The organism is Roseinatronobacter domitianus (assembly GCF_023336755.1).
Taxonomy (GTDB): domain Bacteria; phylum Pseudomonadota; class Alphaproteobacteria; order Rhodobacterales; family Rhodobacteraceae; genus Roseinatronobacter; species Roseinatronobacter domitianus.
The window spans coordinates 59207-79794 of the sequence record NZ_JALZWP010000009.1 but is presented as its reverse complement, the minus strand read 5'-3'; the positions used below and the strand labels follow the sequence as shown (position 1 = coordinate 79794).

At 59.7% G+C, this 20588-nt stretch carries 17 protein-coding genes; 13 read left to right on the top strand and 4 right to left on the bottom strand.

The genetic code is table 11. From position 1 onward, the window contains the following. Positions 1-10 precede the first annotated feature (10 nt). A complete protein-coding gene (gene tssL / locus M3N55_RS10550; protein ID WP_249058626.1) occupies positions 11-1771 on the bottom strand; it encodes a type VI secretion system protein TssL, long form in 1761 nt (586 codons plus the stop codon). Continuing rightward, positions 1768-3099 (bottom strand): type VI secretion system baseplate subunit TssK, encoded by a 1332-nt coding sequence (gene tssK / locus M3N55_RS10545; protein WP_249058625.1) that lies wholly within the window; start codon positions 3097-3099, stop codon positions 1768-1770. Before tssK ends, tssL begins: the two co-directional genes overlap by 4 nt. A gap of 178 nt (positions 3100-3277) precedes the next feature. Here tssK and M3N55_RS10540 point away from each other — a divergent pair, with 178 nt between their 5' ends. From M3N55_RS10540 to M3N55_RS10525, 4 genes are all read left to right on the top strand, one after another. Beyond that, positions 3278-4105, top strand: coding sequence for a formyltransferase family protein (locus M3N55_RS10540; protein ID WP_249058624.1), 828 nt, complete (start codon positions 3278-3280; stop codon positions 4103-4105). Next, entirely contained in the window at positions 4102-5031 is a 930-nt protein-coding gene (locus tag M3N55_RS10535) for a polysaccharide deacetylase family protein (protein WP_249058623.1), read from the top strand. Before M3N55_RS10540 ends, M3N55_RS10535 begins: the two co-directional genes overlap by 4 nt. Positions 5032-5116: 85 nt before the next feature. Next, positions 5117-5860: a class I SAM-dependent methyltransferase gene (locus tag M3N55_RS10530; protein ID WP_249058622.1), complete on the top strand. Its 744-nt coding sequence runs from the start codon at positions 5117-5119 to the stop codon at positions 5858-5860. A 40-nt stretch (positions 5861-5900) separates the two neighbouring features. After that, positions 5901-6419 carry an invasion associated locus B family protein gene (locus tag M3N55_RS10525; RefSeq protein ID WP_249058621.1) on the top strand — a complete coding sequence of 173 codons (519 nt, stop codon included), beginning with the start codon at positions 5901-5903 and terminating at the stop codon, positions 6417-6419. A 19-nt stretch (positions 6420-6438) separates the two neighbouring features. Here M3N55_RS10525 and M3N55_RS10520 read toward each other — a convergent pair whose 3' ends face one another. Together M3N55_RS10520 and M3N55_RS16855 are read right to left on the bottom strand one after the other, a co-directional pair. Beyond that, positions 6439-8613 (bottom strand): polysaccharide biosynthesis tyrosine autokinase, encoded by a 2175-nt coding sequence (locus M3N55_RS10520; RefSeq protein WP_249058620.1) that lies wholly within the window; start codon positions 8611-8613, stop codon positions 6439-6441. A gap of 67 nt (positions 8614-8680) precedes the next feature. Beyond that, positions 8681-9136 carry an arsenate reductase/protein-tyrosine-phosphatase family protein gene (locus M3N55_RS16855; RefSeq protein ID WP_428982641.1) on the bottom strand — a complete coding sequence of 152 codons (456 nt, stop codon included), beginning with the start codon at positions 9134-9136 and terminating at the stop codon, positions 8681-8683. 331 nt (positions 9137-9467) lie between these two features. Here M3N55_RS16855 and tssB point away from each other — a divergent pair, with 331 nt between their 5' ends. From tssB to M3N55_RS10470, 9 genes are all read left to right on the top strand, one after another. Continuing rightward, positions 9468-9989 carry a type VI secretion system contractile sheath small subunit gene (gene tssB / locus M3N55_RS10510; protein ID WP_249058617.1) on the top strand — a complete coding sequence of 174 codons (522 nt, stop codon included), beginning with the start codon at positions 9468-9470 and terminating at the stop codon, positions 9987-9989. A 68-nt stretch (positions 9990-10057) separates the two neighbouring features. Further along, positions 10058-11542, top strand: coding sequence for a type VI secretion system contractile sheath large subunit (gene tssC / locus M3N55_RS10505; protein ID WP_249058615.1), 1485 nt, complete (start codon positions 10058-10060; stop codon positions 11540-11542). A gap of 46 nt (positions 11543-11588) precedes the next feature. Further along, positions 11589-12077 (top strand): Hcp family type VI secretion system effector, encoded by a 489-nt coding sequence (locus tag M3N55_RS10500; protein ID WP_249058613.1) that lies wholly within the window; start codon positions 11589-11591, stop codon positions 12075-12077. Positions 12078-12229: 152 nt separating this feature from the next. Further along, positions 12230-12868: a type VI secretion system baseplate subunit TssE gene (locus tag M3N55_RS10495; protein ID WP_249058611.1), complete on the top strand. Its 639-nt coding sequence runs from the start codon at positions 12230-12232 to the stop codon at positions 12866-12868. Positions 12869-12879: 11 nt separating this feature from the next. After that, entirely contained in the window at positions 12880-14859 is a 1980-nt protein-coding gene (tssF, locus tag M3N55_RS10490) for a type VI secretion system baseplate subunit TssF (RefSeq protein ID WP_249058609.1), read from the top strand. After that, positions 14856-15899, top strand: a complete 1044-nt coding sequence (gene tssG / locus M3N55_RS10485) for a type VI secretion system baseplate subunit TssG (RefSeq protein WP_249058606.1) — start codon at positions 14856-14858, stop codon at positions 15897-15899. The genes tssF and tssG overlap by 4 nt, the downstream gene beginning before the upstream one ends. 33 nt (positions 15900-15932) lie before the next feature. Beyond that, a complete protein-coding gene (tssH, locus tag M3N55_RS10480; RefSeq protein WP_249058605.1) occupies positions 15933-18602 on the top strand; it encodes a type VI secretion system ATPase TssH in 2670 nt (889 codons plus the stop codon). A 30-nt stretch (positions 18603-18632) separates the two neighbouring features. Then, positions 18633-19496 carry a hypothetical protein gene (locus M3N55_RS10475; protein WP_249058604.1) on the top strand — a complete coding sequence of 288 codons (864 nt, stop codon included), beginning with the start codon at positions 18633-18635 and terminating at the stop codon, positions 19494-19496. A 38-nt stretch (positions 19497-19534) separates the two neighbouring features. After that, positions 19535-20581, top strand: a complete 1047-nt coding sequence (locus tag M3N55_RS10470) for a glycosyltransferase family 4 protein (RefSeq protein WP_249058603.1) — start codon at positions 19535-19537, stop codon at positions 20579-20581. Positions 20582-20588 lie beyond the last annotated feature (7 nt).

Sequence of the window (20588 nt, the reverse complement as noted above, 5' to 3'; positions counted from 1 at the left end):
TGGCTTCCCGTCAGGTGTCTTCGCGCTGGATCAGGATCTCGACCCGCCGGTTTTCCGCGCGCCCGTCGGCGCTTGCGTTATCCGCAATGGGGTCGTCCTCGCCGCGTCCGACCACCGTCAAACGCTCTGGGCTGGACAAGGCGGGCAGGATCATGTTGGCCACAGATTGCGCGCGGGCGACAGACAGTTCCTGATTGTTCTTGAACCGTCCACGCCCCGAAAGCGGCACCGAATCTGTGTGCCCTACCACCTGCACCGCACCCGGCTCGACTTCCAGCATGGCGGCGATGCGCTGCGCTATAGGCTGGAATTCAGCCCGTGCGTCTGCGCTGCCAGAATCGAACAGCACAAGATTATTGGCGGTCACGGCAATGAAGTTGCCACGGGTTTCGGCGCTGAGGCTGCCTGCGCCGATCTCGGAGGATAATGCCGTGCGGATGCGGTCAAGCTGTCCGGGTGTGTCAAACACAGGCGGCACATAGGGTTCGGGTTCTGGCGGCAGGTCGGGCAAGATGCTGACATGCAGCAGCGCCAGTTTTTCGCGCGGGTGCAGGCCGCGCATATCAGTGCTGAGACTGCCCGACACATCGGCCAGATACATTCTCATCCCGATATAGCCGCCGCTCAGCAGCGCCAGCACAAGGCTTGCGACCACCCAAAGCGGCACCTGACGCCGTTGGTAAAGCGGGCGCGCTTGCACGCCTTGCCATTGTGGCGAGATGTCATCATCAGGCCGAGCCCGGACATGGCGCAACGTCTCGTATATCTGGCGGCGTTTTTGTTGCAGGTCGACATCGCCGCCGGGCGCGCCACGAAACTTGCCTTCAAAGCCCTGATAAAGCGCCGTCAGCATCAACTCCAACAGGTGATACTTGCGATGGGCATCCATCAGCGCCTTGTCGATTTCCTCGAAAATCCCGACGCCAGAGGTGCGCCGGTTGAAGAACCGCGCTTCCATCGAGTATTGAATCCAGATGTCGCGATCCGTGCCGGGCAGGTTTTGAACGATGTCATCTGCTGTGCCGCTTAGCACATATTTCGCCACGAGCGCGTCTTGCGGGTCGGCGCCGGCCTCTACGGCGCGGCGATCAAACCCTTCCAGCACCTGCGCGACATGCGTCATGAGCGGGACGGCGTTCATTTCGACCACCTGGCTACGCAACCGACCCAGCAGGATCAGCAGGCCAGCGGCGGCAGAGGTCAGCGGGTTGCTACCCGCACTGTAGCCGGTGCTGTCGCCCGTCAAAGCCTTGTCGAGTGAGATCCGCGCCGTTTGTGGGGTCGGTGCCTGCTGCTCGGGGCGGCCCAGGCCGGGGAAGAACTGCGCATCCCGGCTGCTGCCGATCCAGGCGTGCTGCCCTTGATCTGCTTGCGGCGTGGGGGATGGGGCACCCCCAGCGTTCCAGGGGTCAGCGGCGGGAGGCTGCCCGCCGGGTGTGCCCGGCCAGCCCCCTGCGTTGCCCCCCGCGCCGCCCCCCGTCCAAGGTGCGGCTTGTGGGCCGGGTGGCGAGTGGGGCTGTGATCCTGCGCCGGGCAAGGGCCGCGCGCCCGATGCGGGCGGAGGGGCTGCCGCCCCAAACGCCGACCCGCCCGCATTTGTGGAGTTATCCCATGCGTTGCGCGGCTCTGCACCCGAGTCCCATGCGTTGCGCTGCGGTGGCGGGCTGGCTTGTGGAGGCGCTTTGCCACGTCCCGGCAAAGGCGCGATCATGGTGCGCTGCGGTCCGGGGCGCTTGCCGCCCGGTGGGTTGCCCGGCGTGTCGTCACTCATGCCGCGGTCTCCATGATGGCCCAGATTTCAAGCTCCAGTTCCGGCCAGTCACCGGCGAAATGCAGCCCGATCGCCGCTGCGGTCGAAAACTCGCGCCATAGCTCGGACCGTTTGTCGATCTTGAAATAAACATGGCTGGTGACGGCCCTGATCTGGCTGGGCGGTGTCGGCATATGCACCAGTTCCAGACCGGGCAGGTTGCTTTCGACGATCTGCTTCATGCGGGTGTTTGGGCCAACCTTGCACAGGCTTGGGAACTGGCTTTGAATTTGCCCCAATGGGCGGTCGGCGGACACCTCTATCACGAAGGCCGCATCGCGGAACAAGGCGCGGTCGGGCACCGTGGCGATGTAGGAATTCATCACCGGCTGTTGCAGGTCCAGACGCACGGCGCGGCTGATATCGCGGCTGAGCAGCCGTTGAATGTCACGCAACACTGGCGAGAAGCTGGGCTCCAGCGCATCATGGTCATAAGCCGGATATTCCGGGCACAGGCGCGAGGGGTCGAATGTCCATAACTCGCCCGACAGTTGGAGCAGCGCCAGATACAGCCGTTCCGGGTGAACATAGCGCGACCCGCGCAAATGCCGCAAATGCCCGATTTCGCGGTTCAACAAAAGCAGCATGGAATAGTCTTGCGCCTGCAGGCCGCCCCCCGAACCGGGGTCGGCGGCATAGCGCGCCAGCGTCGCAAGGCGGGTTTCGACCCAACCGATCACGCGGTCCAGCCACCCGGCCACAACCGGATGCGCGCCGCAGACCAGCACGGGCGGGGCAAAGCCGGGGTCCAGCAGGATGGTCTTGTCGCGCACCTCTACAATCCGGGCAATCGCCATGCAGGCGAATCCGGGTTTCGGGGTGGCGCGCACATCCAGCCCAAGCCGGGGATGCGCAATTTCCACGTCTTGCTCCAGCCGCATGCTGGCGGCGCTATCGGCAACGCTTTCCTTGTCCAGCCGGTAGCGCGTGGCGCGGCTGTCCTCGTCATCCAGACCAATTTCGCGCTTATTGGCCTCTGCATTTGGCAGCGTCAGCCAGACCAGTTTGCCTTCGGCATTCTCGGGCACGATGACCGGGGTCGGCAATTCTGACAAGGCGCAATCAAAGGGCAGCCCGTCGGGCATGATCCCCGCAGCACGGCGCAAGCCGAACAGGTTGCGCTCTGACAGGTCGCTGTCAATTTCGAGCGTCGAAAACCCCCACGGGTAAGGGGTTATGTGGCGGCTGCGTGTCTCTATCAGTTTTTCAAGATAGCGGTCCTGCTGTTGCAGGTGGTGCGGTTGCAGCAGCAACCCCTCTTTCCAGGCCAGCTTGCTATACCATGACATGCAGGACTACCTCTCGCCATAAAACACGGCATAAAATCATTGTTCTTCAATCTGAAACAGGGCGACGGCACCTGTTCACCACGAGCCACATATGTCATATCAATGGCATACCCATTCTGCATTTTCCACGGTAAATCGCCTCGGGCATCTGTTCGGCAACAAGAGGACATCGGATTTCATGACAGGTCGCCGAATTGTCATCCTGACCGGGGATGAATTGCGCCATCGGTATTTCACCCGCAGGCTTGCCCAAGACCCGCGCTTCACGGTTGTGTTGGCGGTCTGCGAAGGGGCCGAAAAGGGGCTGTCGGCGCGGCTTGCGCGCGACCCTGACGCGTCAGAGTTGCAACAGCGCCATGCCGCCGCCCGGCAGAGGGCAGAGGAGGATTTCTTCGCAGAGACCGTGCACTATCTGCCAGATGCCCCCAATGTGCTGCGCGTGCCAAAAGGCGATGTGAACACCGAAACGGTTGTGGCCCGTGTTCTCGACGCGCAACCCGATCTTCTGGTGTGCTATGGTGCCTCTTTGGTCCGGGGTGTGTTGCTTGATCGATTTGCCGGCCGCTTCCTGAACGTGCATCTTGGGCTGTCGCCCTGGTATCGCGGAAGCGGCACGAATATCTGGCCGCTGATCGAAGGACGTCCGCATATGGTCGGCGCGACTTTCATGCAAATTGATGCGGGCATCGACACCGGGCCGGTGCTGCACCAGATTCGCGCCGTGCTGGCGCTGGGTGACAGCCCGCACAGCATTGGCAATCGACTGATCCGGCAGATGACGCAGGTCTATGCCGATCTGATCGCGGCGTTCGACCGGGTCACGATACCCGATCCGGTGCAGGCTGAAGGGCGGCTCTTTCGGAACGCAGATTTCGATGCGCGCGCGTGTCGGGCGCTCTATGATCAATTCGGATCTGGCCTGGTCGAGCGCGCGCTGGACGATCCCGGCACCGACTGGCCGCAGCTTGTCAAGAACCCGGCTCTTGGGAAAGGGCAGGGCGCATGAAGGCCATAATGTATCATTATGTGCGCGATTTTGACCCGGCAATGCCGAATTTCCGGTTTCTGAACATTACCAATTTTCGAAAGCAACTGGATATATTCGCGCGCGAATTTGGGTTTGTCACCCGTGCCGAATGGGCAGCGTATGTGCGTTTGGGGCAAATGCCCGCCGACACTGGCAAGGTGATTCTGACGTTTGATGACGCAATGTCTTGCCATTATACGCATGTGTTCCCTGAATTGATGGCGCGGGGGCTATGGGGGATTTTCTACGTTCCGACCGGGCCTTACACCGGCGCCGGGTTGCTGAATGTGCACCGTATCCATCTGCTTTGCGGCGCGCATGACGGCGAAGACCTTTGGGCCCATGCGCAAGCATTGGTGACGGAGGACATGATCCCGCATGCCAAGCGGTCCGAGTTTCGCGACGCCACCTATGCCGCGCAGATCAACCGTCCCGGTGTGTCCGAATTCAAACGCCTGCTGAATTATTTCATCGATGAGCGCTACAGACGGGATGTGATCGACCAAGTCGCCCGCGATTTTGGGACAGTCTTTGCGCCCGACAGCTTTTATGTTCCGCCCGCCGCGCTGGCAGAGATGGGCAATGCGGGTATGATGATCGGCGCGCATACTGTATCGCACCCGGTCATGAGCAAGCTTTCTGTTGCAGAGCAGGCCAAGGAGATCGCTGGGTCGCTTGGCTGGATCGAGCAGACAGTCGGATCGCAGGATATGCGCAGCTATTGCCATCCCTATGGCGGGTTTCACTCGTTCGATGCGCACACGGTCATGCTTTTGCGCGAAAACAGCGTGGATTTTTCCTTCAATGTCGAACCGCGTGATATTGATGCCAAGGACATTGCACGCCAGCCGCATGCGCTGCCGCGGCATGATTGCAATCTCTTTGCGCATGGACAGGCCGACTAGGTTGCGACAGCGGTTTACACTTCATCATCAACAAGCCAGAACCATTTTGACCTATGCCCATATAATCAGACGGGAGATATTATCTATGCTGACCAATTCCGAGATTCACTCTAGGCTGGGACATGTGCCCTACATGACGATTGAGCAGGCGGATCGCATCACTGCGTTAATCGCTGAACACAAGCTGTCTTCTGTACTGGAGCTGGGATTTTACCACGGCATTTCGACTTGCTACATGGCCAACGCCGTCAGTGATTTTCCGAACGGGCATGTTACTGCCATTGACCGTGAGAAAATACGCGATATGCAGCCGTCGGCTGGCGATCTGCTGGCGAAAATTGGTTTGCGTGACAAGGTTAGCCTTAACTACGAGCACAGCAGCTACCTCTGGCGGCTGATGAAAATGCTCGAAGAAGATCCCACCCCGCGTTTCGACCTTTGCTACCTTGACGGGGCGCATAATTGGGATGTGGATGGTTTTGCTTTTTTTCTCGTGGACCGGCTGCTTAAACCGGGCGGCTGGATAATCCTCGACGATCTGGACTGGACCTATGGGACCAGCGAGTCGATGCGTAATTCCGAGCGAGTTCTGGCGATGCCGGATGAAGAACGGAACCTGCCGCAAATGCGCAAGGTATACGAACTGCTCATCAAGCGTCAGCCGGGTTACGGCAATTTCCGCACCGAGGACAACTGGGCCTATGCGCAGAAAATCTCTGATGGGTCCGATGCGGCAGCGCCGGTTATTCAAAAAGAGATCGTCATTCAGGAAAAGCGAATCGGTCTGGGCGCAGCACTTATTCGTTTTGGCAAGCGGCTGGGGATGTGACAGGGTCATTCCCTGCTAGGCGAAGATGAAAGGATAACAGATGCGACATAATTTGCTGCCGAGCCTGCTTGCTATGGGACTGGGCTTGACGGGTAGCGCGGCCTTGGCACAGCAAACTGGCCCGGACAGTCTGCGCGAGGTCTTCCGCGACTGGTCGGTGAATTGCGAAACGCTGCCAGAGGGGCCGCGGCTTTGCGAAATGGTGCAGCAAGTCAATCAGCAGGAAAGCGGGCAACGTGTTCTGGCATTTTCGGTTCGGCTTAGCGATGGCGGGCAACCTGTGGCCGTGCTTATCACACCGTTCGGCCTGAAACTGTCCGAAGGGCTGGGCATTGCCGTTGAAGATACAATTGTGGTCCGTGGGGAATACGAGACTTGCCTTTCTGAAGGCTGCCTGTCCCTGATCCCGCTGAGTGAGGATATCATCACGGCCATGCAGCGGGGCACCAACGGCGCCGTCGTGATGGTGTCGCGCAACAACGAACAGGTAAGCGTGCCGCTGTCGATGTTGGGCTTCACCAATGGTCTGGACCGTTTGCGCGCCTTGTCGGAAAACTGACGCAGCGCGTAAACGTGGCTTAATCGTAGCCGTATTTGTAGCCGCCGTAATAGCCATACTTATGGCCATAATGCCCATAGCGGCTTGCAGAGGCGTCGAACTGGTTCAGGATCGCCCCCGAAAGCTTAACCCCGCTTGTATCAAGGATCTTGACCGTCGAGAGGATTTCGGCGCGGGTGGTTTCCAGGTGCTTGACCACCAGTAGCGACATGCCAACCTTCTGTCCTATGATGCCGGGATCGGTCACGGCCAGCACTGGCGGCGTGTCGATGATGACCAGATCATAGGCATCTGACGCATCGCGCATCAATTGATCGAAGGCGGCAGAGGTCAGCAGATCAGCCGGGTTGGGCGGGTATTTCCCAGAGCCGATAAAGTCCAGCCCGGTGTCAGGGTCCGTCACCAGCACGTCTTCGATGGTGGCGCTGCGTGACAGCAATTCCGACAGCCCCTTACTTTTTTGGGATTGATTGAACTGGCGGCGCAGCTTGCCTTTGCGCATATCCGCGTCGATGAGCAATATACGCCCGCCCGCTTGCGCCGAGACGAGTGCGAGGTTGAAGGATACAAAGGATTTCCCCAGCGATGGCGCGGGGGAGGTAATCATCAGGCTCTTGCGTTCTGCCGAGGCCAGCGAAAACTGCAAACCCGTGCGCAGGCCACGAAGTGATTCCACCACGATGTCGCTCGGCATGGTGCGGGCCAGTGCATAGTTCGGGTCCGAATGCCCGCCTGTGCGCAACCCCGTCACGCGGTTGATGGTGGCAAAAAGCGACAGGCCCAATTCCTCGATTGTGCGGCTGTCATCAATGCCGCGACGCATGAAGTTCAGGCCCAGCACAAAGCCAATGCCCAAGACAAGCCCGAGCATCCCGCCAAGTTGCAATGGACGCGTCCGATTCGGCCCGATATGGGACGCCGCTTCTGCGGGTTCCAGCATATGCACGTTGCTGACGGTGCTGGCGCGCACCACGCCTAACTGCTCGGAGCGCGCGCTTAATTGGCGCTCAATTTCTATTGCGCGTTCCTGCGCCTGCGTCAGGCGCAGCAATTCTTGTTCCAGCGGTGGGAGCTGTGTCGCGGCGGTCCGCATTTCCTCCAGTCGGCTTTCCAGACGGACGCGTCGGTCGATCAGCGCACGGTAGTCGGGGTGATTTTCCGTCAGGCGCTGGGCAAGCTGCTCTTCGCGAAAACGCAGTTCCTCGATTTCGGCTTCGATCCCGACAATGCGGTCAAGCAGTTCCTGTGAATTGGTCGTTAATTGGGTGGTTTCGCGCTGGGACCGAAATTCGCTCAGTTCTTGCGCCGCCTGTGCGCTTTGCAAACGCACATCCTCAAGCTGATCCTGAATGAAATCCAGGCTTTGGTCAATTTCTGCTGACCTACGGTCGAGCGTCTGTGCGCGATAGGAATCGACGATGGCGTTCACGGCTTGCAGGGTCAGGTCCCGGTCGGTGCTGGTGAACCGGAAATCCACGATGCCGGAATTGATGGGTGGTGTGCGTTCGCGAACGCTTAGCCCGGCGCGCAGGCGCGCCGCCGCAACCCGCATCGGCACGCGTTGCACGGTAAAGATGCGTCCCGCAGGCAGCGCCATCTCTGATATGCGGAACCGAAATCCGGGAACCACTTGAACGATTTCGCCAACCTTGCCCTCGATCGGGGCCTGCTGTCCGAACCGCACCATGAAGGTTTCTGCGCCAGTCACTTCGAGCGTCGCGCGCCGGCCGATCAACGGCTCATCAACCTCAAGCAAGTCCATCTCTATTTCATCGCCATAACGGGTATAGCTCGGAGCGATGAAATTGGGGATGCTCGGCACGGCACGGCGTTCGGCGACATGCCCGATCACCGGAAACCGTTGTGGTGTGAGCCGCCAGTCCAGATTAAGGTCGCGAACCACCGGATCCAGAATAAACCGCGAATTGATGATATGTGCCTCTGCCGAAATCCGGGTCGTATCAGAACGCAAACCACCACCGATCAAAATCTCTGGTAATTCTATATTTTGTTGGCGCTTTTCGATATTTACAAGCGCACTTGCGCGATACTCATCCGGGGGCAACTGCCCTTGAAACAGCCCAATCAGCAAACCGACGAAGGTCGTGGCAAGGATGATCCATTTGCGCGCCATAAGCTGCGCAAAGATATCCGAGAGCTGGATTTCGGAGCCTTCGTCATCGCTCTCTGTCATGTTCTTGGCCATGCTATTCCGCTTTTCGCTGTCAGGGTGCGCGGACCTTGGTCCTGCGCATCAAAAGTCAGGTAATCATCTTTCGAAGTTGAATCGCCCATGACTCGCTACATTGCAAGATGATCTCGACCGCTTGGGCATGCATTCCCATCGCCTGGCGGTAAGGGTCGGGAACCTGCCGGGCATTGTCGAAATGTCCGATCAGAAAGGTTTTGCTCAAGAAATGTGGCCAACGCTGCGCAATTTCCTGTCGATGATGCGTTTCCATCACCAGAATGACATCGCATTGCTGCCCGATTTCAGTATCGAACTGACGGGCCGCATGGTTGTGCAGCGGAATCCCGCAGGCTTGCGCCGCAGCGGCGCTGTCGGCATCTATCCCGCGCCCGACAAGAGCATGAAGCCCGGCGGAAGACACCTCTGCCTGGCGCTTCGTCGTGCCGTCAAGCGCAGCACGAACGGCCGCTTCGGCAACCGGCGAGCGGCAGATATTTCCGGTGCAGACGGTTAGTATTCTGTGCACGAGACAAATTCCGTTTCGCGATAATATTCATTTTGGGGCCGTGCTGGGGGATGCTCCGGCCAAAAATGACAGAAAGCAGATAAAAGCGCCTTAAAAGACGCGACTTCCCACCACAGCTGACCACATGGCTTATTTTGCCTTATGCAACAGGGCGCAGGGGAAATCCAGAACCGTTTTCCGCTCCGGTTGCATGTAGCACCCGCACTGGGCCGCGGCGCCAAAATGACGGCACTTGCACGAAATGAATCCGAAAATTTACGTCAAACGGTTTGACAAGCGTGCGCGGCTCTGGCTTCATCCTAAGAAAGTATTCTAGTCAAAAGGATAGCGCATGTCTGATTCCGCGCAAAGCGCATTGCGTCGCAACCGTCCGCCTCGCGTCAGCATCTCTTATCAAGACCCGTATGATACCGACACGCAGGTCGAATTGCCCTTCGTAATGGGCGTGATGGCGGATCTGTCAGGCAATGCGTCGAACAAGGAAAAGCCGAAAGTCGGCGATCGCGCGTTCACACAGATTGACCCACAAAATTTTAATCAGTTCATGGAAAGCGTCGAGCCGGGCATTTCCCTTTCGGTGCCCAACAAGCTGGCCGAGGAAGATGGCGAGCAACTGGGTATGACCCTGCGGTTCAAGCACATGGACGATCTTGATCCCGGTCGCGTTGCCGAACAGGTGCCCGCGCTCAAGAAGTTGCTTGATGCCCGCCGCCAGCTTGCAAATTTACAACGATATATGAACGGCAAATCCGGCGCGCAGGACGTGCTGCGCAAATTGTTGTCGGACCCTGAGCTGATGAAACTTCTCGACGAAAAGGCCGCGACGTCCAAAGACGGCGACAGCGCAACCTGACAAGCCGCTGGCCATGGTGGGGCAGGGTGCTCCGCAGAATTTCGCGTAGCGATTACAGGGACGAAAAAATGGAACAAGAAAAGCAACAGCAGCTTGGCGAAACCGAAACGCTCTCTGCCGACGATTTTTCGCGGATGTTGAAGGAAAACTTCAACCCACGCAACGACTCGACACGGGAAAATGAGGTTGAGAACGCGGTCTCGGCCCTTGTGCGGGAAGCGTTGAGCGATCAGTCGGTCGTCAAGGAAGATGTGCTGGACACGGTGGACGAAATTATCGCCAAGCTGGATGCGAAACTGTCCGACCAGATGAACGAAATTCTGCACGCGCCGGAATTCCAGCAAATTGAAAGCGCTTGGCGTGGGTTGGAATACCTGACGAACAATGCCGAACCTGATGCAACCCTCAAGGTGCGCGTCATGAATATCTCGAAATCCGAGCTGGAGCGCGAATTGCGCTCTTGGGGCGGGGCGAAGTGGGATCAAAGCCCGTTCTTCAAAAAGATTTATGAAGAAGGTTTCGGCACGTCCGGGGGCGAACCCTATGGCTGCCTGATCGGCGATTATCAATTTGACCATTCCGCCGCAGATGTTCGTATCCTGCGGGGCGTGTCGCAGGTTGCAGCAGCAGCCCATGCGCCGTTTTTCACCGCTGCGGCACCCAGCCTGCTCGGCATGGAAAGCTGGAATGAAATGTCGAACCCCTATGACATCGGTTCGATATTTGAGACGCCGGATTACGCCGCATGGCGCGGGCTGCGCGAGAGCGAGAATTCGCGCTACCTTGGCGTCACCATGCCGCGCATGTTGGCCCGCTCGCCCTATGGGCAAGACAGCCTGCCGGTGGATGAGTTCAATTTCGAAGAACAAACCGACGGACATACCGGCGAGAAATATGCCTGGATGAACGCGGCCTATGCGATGGGTGCGAATGTGGCCCGCGCGCACAAGACCTATGGCTGGACCGTGCAAATTCGCGGTGTCCAGTCGGGGGGCGAGGTTATCAATCTGCCGACTCACACCTTCAAGACGGATGAGGGCGCGGTTGACATGAAATGCCCGACAGAAACCTCTATCACCGACCGGCGTGAGGCGGAATTGTCCAAAGCCGGGCTTATCAGCCTTGTGCACCGGTCAAACACCGACAAGGCGGCCTTTATCGGCGGGCAATCCCTTTACAAGCCCAAGAAGATGCAGACCGCCGAAGCGACCGCATCGGAGAATATGTCTTCGCGTATTCCCTACATGTTCGCGGTGTCGCGTTTTGCGCATTACCTCAAGCATATGGTGCGCGACAAGATCGGCTCGAACCGCGAGCGCGAGCAGCTTGAAAATGAGTTGCAGGACTGGATCAGCTCCTATGTCCACATTGCGCCCGCAAATGCGACCGATGACGAAAAGGCCCGCTTGCCTTTGGCCGGTGCCAAGGTCGATGTGGTCGAAGACCCTGAAAATCCGGGCTATTACGTCGGAAAGTTTCTGTTGCGCCCGCACTTTCAGATGGAAGGCATGGATATCGGCATGAGCCTTGTGTCCAAACTGCCATCAAACTGACACTACGTTTCATCTTTAATACAGCATTCACACATCGGAGGATATCATGGCTGTAGACATTTTGCTCAAGATTGACGGGATAAAAGGCGAGAGCGTCATCGACGGCTACGAAGGCGAGATCGATGTCATGGCTTGGTCCTGGGGCATGAGCCAGAGCGGCACCACCCACATGGCAACCGGCGGTGGCGGCGGTAAAGTGAATGTGTCTGATATCACGTTCACCAAACTGGTCGATATTGCCACAGCCGACCTGATCAAGGCTTGTACCTCCGGGCGTCACATCAAGAAGGCAGAGCTTATCGTGCGCAAGGCCGGTGGCTCGAAGCCGGTAGAATACCTTAAGCTCACGATGGAAGAAGTGCTTGTGTCCTCTTACAACACCGGCGGGTCGAATGATGACCTGGACCGCGTGCAAGAGACGCTCAGCTTCAACTTCGCCCGGTTCAATCTGGAATACACCCAGCAGGACGAGAAGGGCGGCAAGAAAGGCTCGACCAAGGCGGGCTGGGATATCGCCAAGAACAAGCCGATGTAAGAATGCTGCACCCCACGGTCCTGAAATTTGCAGGGCCGTGGGGTGCGCCCCGTCAGAACCGCGCATGGCGGTTCGGTTGATCGGCCGGTGCCGGAACCGCGCGTTTAACGTCGTTTGGTCGCCACCTGTCCTAACCCGCTCAAGGGGCGCACATGTCTGCTACCAACAGATCGTCCGGCAAATCTTCTCAGATGCAAAGCCTGCGCATGCCCTTGTTGCAGGCATTTCGGGATCATGCGCGCACGGGAGATGGGCGCAGACGTGGCCAGCCCGACAGTGACCGCCCCGTCGAAACGGTCGTTAAATCTGGCGTCTCTAATGAGGTGATGCTGCGGGAGAGCCTTGATTTGGACCTTGGGCATTTGCTTAATACTGTGAATCTGGGCTCGGTCATGGATTTGAGGGCGTATCCGCGGGTTACGAAATCCACACTCAATTTCGGTATGGATGATCTGGTTCATCTGACGACAGACCAAGCCCATTTGGGGCGCTTGAGCGAGGCGCTGCGCGAGGTGCTGCTGGCGCATGAGCCGCGCCTGGACAAACACAGCTTGAAGGTCGTGCGGCAAGACGAGGTTGACGAACTGAACCAGCGCGTGTCCTTCACCGTGCAGGCCGATCTGTTGTGTCATCCGGTGGATATTCCACTGGAATTTATCGCAGAGATGGATGTCGGGTCCGGCAAGATTGATCTGCGCAATCTGGGGCGGAACAAGGCTCCGCGCCGGGCGCGCGAACCCAAGGCCGCAGATGCGAGCGCTCCACGATCCGGCGATATGGGCACAGGTTAGGCTTCGCCCGTATGCAGCAGGAATTCCTCGATCATTATGAACGCGAACTCAACACGCTTTACGAGCGTGCCGAAGTATTCGCGGCGGAGTATCCGGGGCTTGCCGCGCGTCTGGGCGGATTGGTGCGCAACCGGATGGACCCTGGGCTTGCAGGCTTGCTGGAAGGCGCCGCGTTTCTGGCCGCGCGGGTTCAACTTAAAATAAGTAGTGAGTTTCCGACCTTTACAACCGCGCTGTTGGAACAGCTGATGCCTGGTTTTCTTGCGCCGGTGCCCTCGGCCATGCTGGTGCAGGCGCAACCCGATTTTCGCAAAGCCGACCTTGCCATGGGTCAACGGTTTGCGCCGGGAAGCTATCTGGACGCCTTGCTGACTGATGGCGATCGCCGCATGAGTTGTCGCTTTCGACTGTCGGCGCCGCTGGAGCTGTGGCCAATAGAGTTGGAGCGCGCCGAATATACCACGGGCGCCAGCACGTTGCAGGCGCTTGGGCTAGAGGTCATGGCAGGCACCGCCGCGGGCCTGCGCCTGCGTTTCGTGCGGCGCGGTGCGGTTGGTAAAGCTGACCCTGACGGCAAGGCGGATGGTGTGCTGCCTATGCAGGAGTTGGCCAGAGCGGGCTTGTCGCGGCTCAATCTGCATTTCGACGGCCCCACAGCCGAGATGAACGCGCTCTATGAGCAGGTGTTCGGGCGTTGCAAGCGCGTTACGCTGCGCTGGCTGGATGCGCAGGGCGATCTGCATTTCAGGGTCGCACCCACCGACCTGCTGGGGCAGGTGGGCTTTGACGCCGATGAAAGTTTCTTTCCCGAAGAGACCCGCTTTTTTGAAGGTTTCGAACGGCTGCGCGACTTTCATATCTTGCCAGAGAAATTCATGGGGTTCCGCCTGCTGGGGCTGCAAGAATTGCTGGCCCATGTGCCGTCAGCCAGTTTCGATTTGCTGTTCGAGTTTGACCAAGCGGATGGGCGCCTTGCGCCTTTGCTGGGGCCGCGCAATTTCAGGCTATACGCTGCGCCTGCGATCAATCTCTTTCAGGAACGCTGCGCAAGGGTGCGCGTAGACGAGGCGCATTCGGAATATCTGCTGGCTCCGCAACCTTCACCCTCCGAGAATTACGAATTGCATTCGCTGACACGGGTGCGCGCGCATTTCGGCGATGGCAAGACAACGCTGCCGGTTTGGCCGGTCCACGCTTTGCCGGGGCATCAGGCCCGCCCGGAAGATGCGCTGTATTTCAGCCTTCGGCGTCGTCCGCGGCGCGTGTCGCGTCAGGAAATGCGGCGCAATCCAAACCGGACCTATATCGGCTCTGAAACCCTGATCGCGCTGCACCAGCCGACCCGGATTGCCGACGAGGCCGCCCCGCCTGCGCGTGGTTTACAGGTCGATGCGCTTTGCACCAATCGGCACTTGCCGACCCATCTGCGCGGCGGCGCGCAGGGGGTGAAGTTCCGCATGGTGGATGACACCAAAATCGGTCTGACCTGCATTGCCGGTCCGACGGTGCCTCGGTTGCCGCTGGCGTTGCAGGATGTGCCACATGCCCAAAGCAGCACCGTCGGCGCCAGTAGCGGGGCGCGGCTGTGGCAACTTCTGAATTGTCTGAAATTCAACCAGCTTGGTTTGACCGATCGCAACCCAGATGAACCGGCGGGTGGCTTGCGCGATGTGCTTGGCCTGTTTTCCGACCTGTCCGATGCGATCAGCGCGCGCCATGTGCAAGGGCTGATCGGCTGCGAGGTGCAGCCGCGTGTGCGTTCTATGCGTCATGCCGATGGGTTTGCTCCGGTGCGCGGGTTGCAAGTAACCCTGACCTTCGAGGATCAGGCCTTCGAGGGCACGGGCTTTGCGATCCTTGGCGCGGTTCTGGATCGTTTTCTGGCCGATAATGTGCAGGTCAACAGTTTCACCCAGACGGTGATCCGGTCGCGGGCGCGCGGCGAGGTGCTGCGCTTTCCGCCGCGCAGCGGCACGGGGCCAGTTCTGTGAGTGTCGCGCAAGCCCCGGACCGGCTCTTGCGCCTGTCTGCGCCTTTGCGCCAGCGTATCGAAAGCGATTGTGCCAGCCTTGATGTGCTGGCCCTGATGCGCCAGTTCGAGCGCGCCTATCCCGATCTGCCGCGTATCGGGCAGGCCGCGACCTTGGCGCAGGAAATTGTGTTTCCACGGCAGGAACCCTTCATGGCGTTTCCCGGCTGCAACGTCACGCGGGTGGATCTGAACGCAAATGGCCCGCATGATGTGCATGTTCGGTTCATGGGGTATTTCGGACCGCAAGGCGCCTTGCCGCTGGCGCTGACGGCAGAGGCACAGCAATGGATGCAGCGCCATGACGACCCGTCCTTTGCGCGCTTTGCCGATATTTTCGCCATGCGTTTCGTGCAACTCTTCTATCGCGCGTGGGCCGATGCCCGCCCCGTGGTGCAGGCGGATCGGCCGGCGGATGACCGCTTTCGCCGGTGGTTGGGTGCGCTGACCGGCATTGGCACGCCTGCGCTGCAAGACCGTGACAGCCTGCCGGATTCGGTGCGTCTTGGCCTGACCGGGTTGTTGTCCGGGCGTGTCCGCAGCGCCACGCGCTTGCGCCAATGCCTTGGCCACATTGTCGAGATGCCGTTCGATTTGGAAGAACATGTCGGCACATGGCTGGAATTCGAGGACGAGGACCGCACCCGTCTTGGCTCTGCGGCCAGCCGGTTGGGGCAGGATACCTGCCTTGGCGCCCGCAGCTACAGCTTGTCCGATAAGTTGCGCCTGACATTGCACTGCGACTCGCTTCAGACCTATCGGGCGCATCTGCCCGGCCGCGCGGCCCATCGGCGTTTGGCGGATTTCCTGAAAAGCTGGCTGGGTGTCACGACAGAGGTCGAGATCGCGCTAAGCCTGCCCTTCGAGCTTGTGCCTCCCACGGTTCTGGGCCGTGCGGGCGATCTGGGATGGACCAGTTTTACACCCGCCGCCGCAACCGAGCCCGCGCCCGATAACCCCGTCCCGCGTCGCCGTGTCTGCGCCGCGTTTTCCGCCTTTTGACCCCCCTGACACATTTGCAAGAAGGTTCACATCATGACAGAGATCAGCATCGAAACCATTGCCGGAAAGCTGAACCGCCTTGGATACGACGCCTTCATTCAGGGCTTTCGCCATGCCAAGGGTGAGGGCAACCGCCATGTAGAACTGGCGCATTGGCTGTATCATGTGATCGCGAATGACCGGTCGGACGTGTCGATGTCGCTGCAACAGATGGGCATGGACCGTGGCATGGTCCTGTCTGATCTGGAAAAATGCATTGCCGGGTTCAAACGCAATGTCACGGAAATGCCCGGCCCGTCCTTGCATTTCAAAGAAGCGCTGGACCGGGGTTGGCATTACGCCACGCTTTTGTTCGGGGAAGCGCAGATCCGGTCGGGGCATGTGTTGCTTGCCATCCTGCGCACCCGCGAATTGTATCGCGCGCTTAGCCAGATGAGTGCGCTGCTCAGCACGCTGGATGACAAGCAACTGGCCGCCGATGCACGCACACTTTGGGCCGGGTCGGACGAAGACGACATGCGCCCGATGGACGGGACCGGGCTGGGCGCGGGCGGCTCGGAAGAGGCCGCACATACGCCGGGGGGGGGCAGCAGCGCCCTGGGGCGCTTTGCGGTGGACATGACCGCGCAGGCCGAAAGCGGCAAGATGGACCCGATCGTGGGCCGCGACGAGGAAATCCGCCAGATCATTGACGTGCTGATGCGCCGCCGCCAGAACAATCCGATCCTGACGGGCGAAGCGGGTGTTGGCAAAACCGCTGTGGTCGAGGGCTTTGCGCAGGCTTTGGTCGCCGGAAATGTGCCGCCCGCCTTGCAGGGCGTAAAGCTCTTTGCGCTCGATATCGGGCTGATGCAGGCCGGGGCCAGCATGAAGGGCGAGTTCGAGCAGCGTCTGCGCTCTGTCATTGACGAGGTTCAGGCCAGCCCGACACCGAGCATCCTGTTCATTGATGAAGCGCATACGCTGATCGGGGCCGGGGGGGCCGCCGGCACTGGCGATGCCGCCAACCTGCTGAAACCGGCCTTGGCGCGCGGCACCTTGCGGACTGTGGCTGCAACCACATGGGCCGAATACCGCACCCATTTCGAAAAAGACCCGGCGCTGACCCGGCGTTTCCAGCCCATCGACGTGCCTGAACCCAGCATCGCGAAAGCCTGCACCATGCTGCGCGGCATCCTGGCCCCGATGGAGGCGCATCATAAGGTGCGCATTGCAGACGAGGCTGTGGTGGCCGCGGTCACGTTGTCGGCCCGTTATCTGCCCGCGCGGCAACTTCCGGACAAGGCCGTCTCTTTGTTGGATACGGCCGCCGCCCGTGTGGCGATCAGCCAATCCGCAACACCGGCGCGCGTGGCCGATCTGCGCGCGAATATCGCCGCGCTGGAACGCGAGCAGGCCGCGCAAGAGGCGCAGGCCGATCTGGGCACGCAAGACGCGGTTCGTCTGGCCGAAATTGCCGAGGAACTTGACGACTTGGCCGCGAAGCTGGCCGAGGCGGATGGCGAATATAGCACAGAAAAAGAACTGGTCGACGACATCCTGTCCTTGCGCAACACCTTGGCCGAGGCGCGTGCAGGGCAGGGCGAGGCGGAAACCGACGCCCCGCTGCCTGACGAGGACACCTTGCGCGCCGATCTGGCCGCGCGCGTGGCCGATCTGGACGGCGGCGATGCCGACCGCCGCATGATTTACGCCCATGTCGATGAGCAGGCGGTGGCCAGCGTCATCTCCGACTGGACCGGCATTCCCGTGGGCCGCATGGTCACGGATGAATTGCGCGCCATTCTGGAACTGCCCGACCGCCTGCGCGAACGCGTCATCGGGCAGGACCACGGGCTGTTACAAATCGCCAAACGGATCGAGACCAACCGCGCCAAGCTGGACAACCCCGGCAAGCCCATCGGCGTGTTCATGCTGTGCGGCCCGTCGGGCGTGGGCAAGACCGAAACCGCACTGGCGTTGGCCGAAGCCATTTATGGCGGCGAGCAGAATGTCATCACCATCAACATGTCCGAATTTCAGGAAGCGCATACGGTGTCGGCGCTGAAAGGCGCGCCTCCGGGTTATGTGGGCTATGGCGAAGGGGGGCGGCTGACCGAAGCGGTGCGCCGCAAACCCTATTCGGTGGTGCTGCTGGACGAGGTCGAAAAAGCCCATCCGGATGTGCATGAACTATTCTTTCAGGTCTTCGACAAGGGCATCATGGAAGATGGCACGGGCCGCAAGATCGACTTCAAGAATTGCGTGATCCTGCTGACCTCGAATGTCGGGACAGAGGCGATCATGGACATGGCCGCACGCGGCGAAACCCGCCCCGAACCTGACGCGCTGTCAGAGGCGCTGCGCCCGCATCTGCAAGCCGTCTTCCCGCCCGCGCTTCTGGGCCGGATCGTGACCATCCCGTATTTTCCGCTGTCGGCCGAGGTGCTGTCGGGCATTGTCCGGCTGAAGCTGAACGCCATCGTGGGGCGGATGAAATCGGGGCATGGCGCAAAAATGGTCTATACGGATGCGGTTGTGGACCATATCGTAGAGCAATTCCGCGACCCCGACAGCGGGGGCCGGATGGTGGACAACATCATCACCAACACCATCCTGCCCGACCTGTCCCGCGCCGTCCTGACCCGCACGCTGGAAGGCGTGGAATTCACGGATGTGAAGGTGGGGATTGGGGATGGTGGGTTTGAGTATGAGATTGGGTGAAAACCAGATTGTTGACGATGGAGTATGGGGATGCCTAGAACCAAAATGTGTGTCAATCCTGAATTGCAGCAGACTTATTTTCGTTTCAACATTTACCAGCCCCAGACCTGCACAGGTGAGGCTGAGAAAGTTGCAAATATTCGTCGGGAAATCGGCGCGCTAAAAGAAGAACAGCAGGCATTTTTACGTCAGAATACAAAGCTGGGGCGGCTGAACAAGGGGCTTCTTGTAGCGCAGTTGATCAAGGAAACCTCCTATTCCTTTCTTGATCTGGCAGCAGCCTTTGCAGGTGATGTTCTCGACAAGTTGGATCCAACCGGGGTCAGCGGAAAGAATGTCGAGATTGTTGCCACAGCAGGCATGTCCTCCATCGATATGACAGAGTCGTTAACAAACTTGGCCTATGGTCAGGGAAGCTGGGGCAATGTCATCGAGACAAGCACGCGGAGCACCATCAATATCGGAGCGGCACTTGCGGATGGCCCAACACAACAGGCCTATGCCTACCTTGGGACCCAAGGCATGAACACGTACGATCTTGGCCGCGGAAGTTTGGGCGGACAGCCCGATCAGACGCGCCAAGCGCTTGAGAATATGGGCTTTGACAACGCCACTTATGTTCTAGGGACAGTAAGTGATAGCCTTTCTGGTAACGCTAAAACCGGGGTCAGCGGGCTGAACAATGCGCTAAAGACAGTCAAAGCGTCACGGCGCTACGGTCAGGCTCTTGAAACTGCTTTGGAAGAATATCGTGTCTCTCAGGAAGATTCGAACAGAAGCCGCGAGGTCATCTCGGAGAGCATTGCACATAGTATCGCAAAACTGGAGGCCGCATTGCAAGAAGCGCAGAATGCGTATCTTAGGTGCATGCAGCCTGATGGTCCGATTTCATAAGGCTGGCGCGTTTATTTTCTGACTTCTTGGGACGCACCATGCATACCACTGCCCCCGTCACCCTCCACCTCATCCCCTATGACGGCATCGGCGGGGTCGAGGTGGCGGCGCGGTCTTTGCCTGTGGGCGATCACGGTGAGCTGCGTTTCGGGCGGGTTTACTTGTCTGCGAAGGGCGGCGCGCATCCGGCGGACCCGGATATCTGGACCGGGCCGCGCGAGAGCGAATGGGCGCTCGCCAATTACGCAGGCGCGCTGCGCCATATCCTGCGGCGCAAGCCCGACCTTTTGATCGTCTCGCTCTGGCGGTCTGCCATCGTGGCGCTGCTGGCGAAGCTGTTGCGTCCGCGCCTGAAGCTGGTGGTGTTCCTGCATCTGGACCGCCCCGTGCATTTGCCCGACCGTCTGCTGCATGCGGCGCTGATCCCGCTCGCGCATGAGATATGGGCCGATAGCGCGGGCACTCTGGCGGCGCGCCTCCCCAAAGGCGGCAAGGGACGGGTCATTTCCTTTGTGACCGAACGGCTGGACCCGCTGCCCCCCGCTAAGCCTGCGCCCCGGTTCATCTTTTGGGGGCGGCTGCATGCGCAAAAGGGGCTTGACCGCGCGCTTGGTATTCTGGGGGCGTTGAAGCAGCACCATCCCAACGTATCTTTCACGCTGATCGGTCCCGATGGTGGGCAGGACGCGGCGTTGCGCGCGCAGGCCACGCGGCTGGGTCTGGAGGTGGATTTTACCGGTCCCCTACCGCGCGACCAGATTTTCGCGCGTGCCGAAGGGCACAGCTTTTTCCTGATGCCCAGCCATAGCGAGGGCATGGCCATGTCAGTGGTCGAAGCCATGCAGCTGGGGCTTGTGCCGGTCGTTACGCCAGTGGGTGAAATTGGACGTTACGCGCAGAATGAGCAGAATGCGCTCTTGTTAGGGGATGCCACGCCGCAGGCCGATGCCGACCGTATCGCAGCTTTGCTGGCCGAACCGGAGCAGGTTGAGCGTATGGCCCGTGCCGCCGTGGACCGCTTTGCTCAGGCCGGGCTATACCAAGAAGATGTGCTGGCCGCCTGCCGCGCGCTTCTGGGGCGGTGACGCGTAT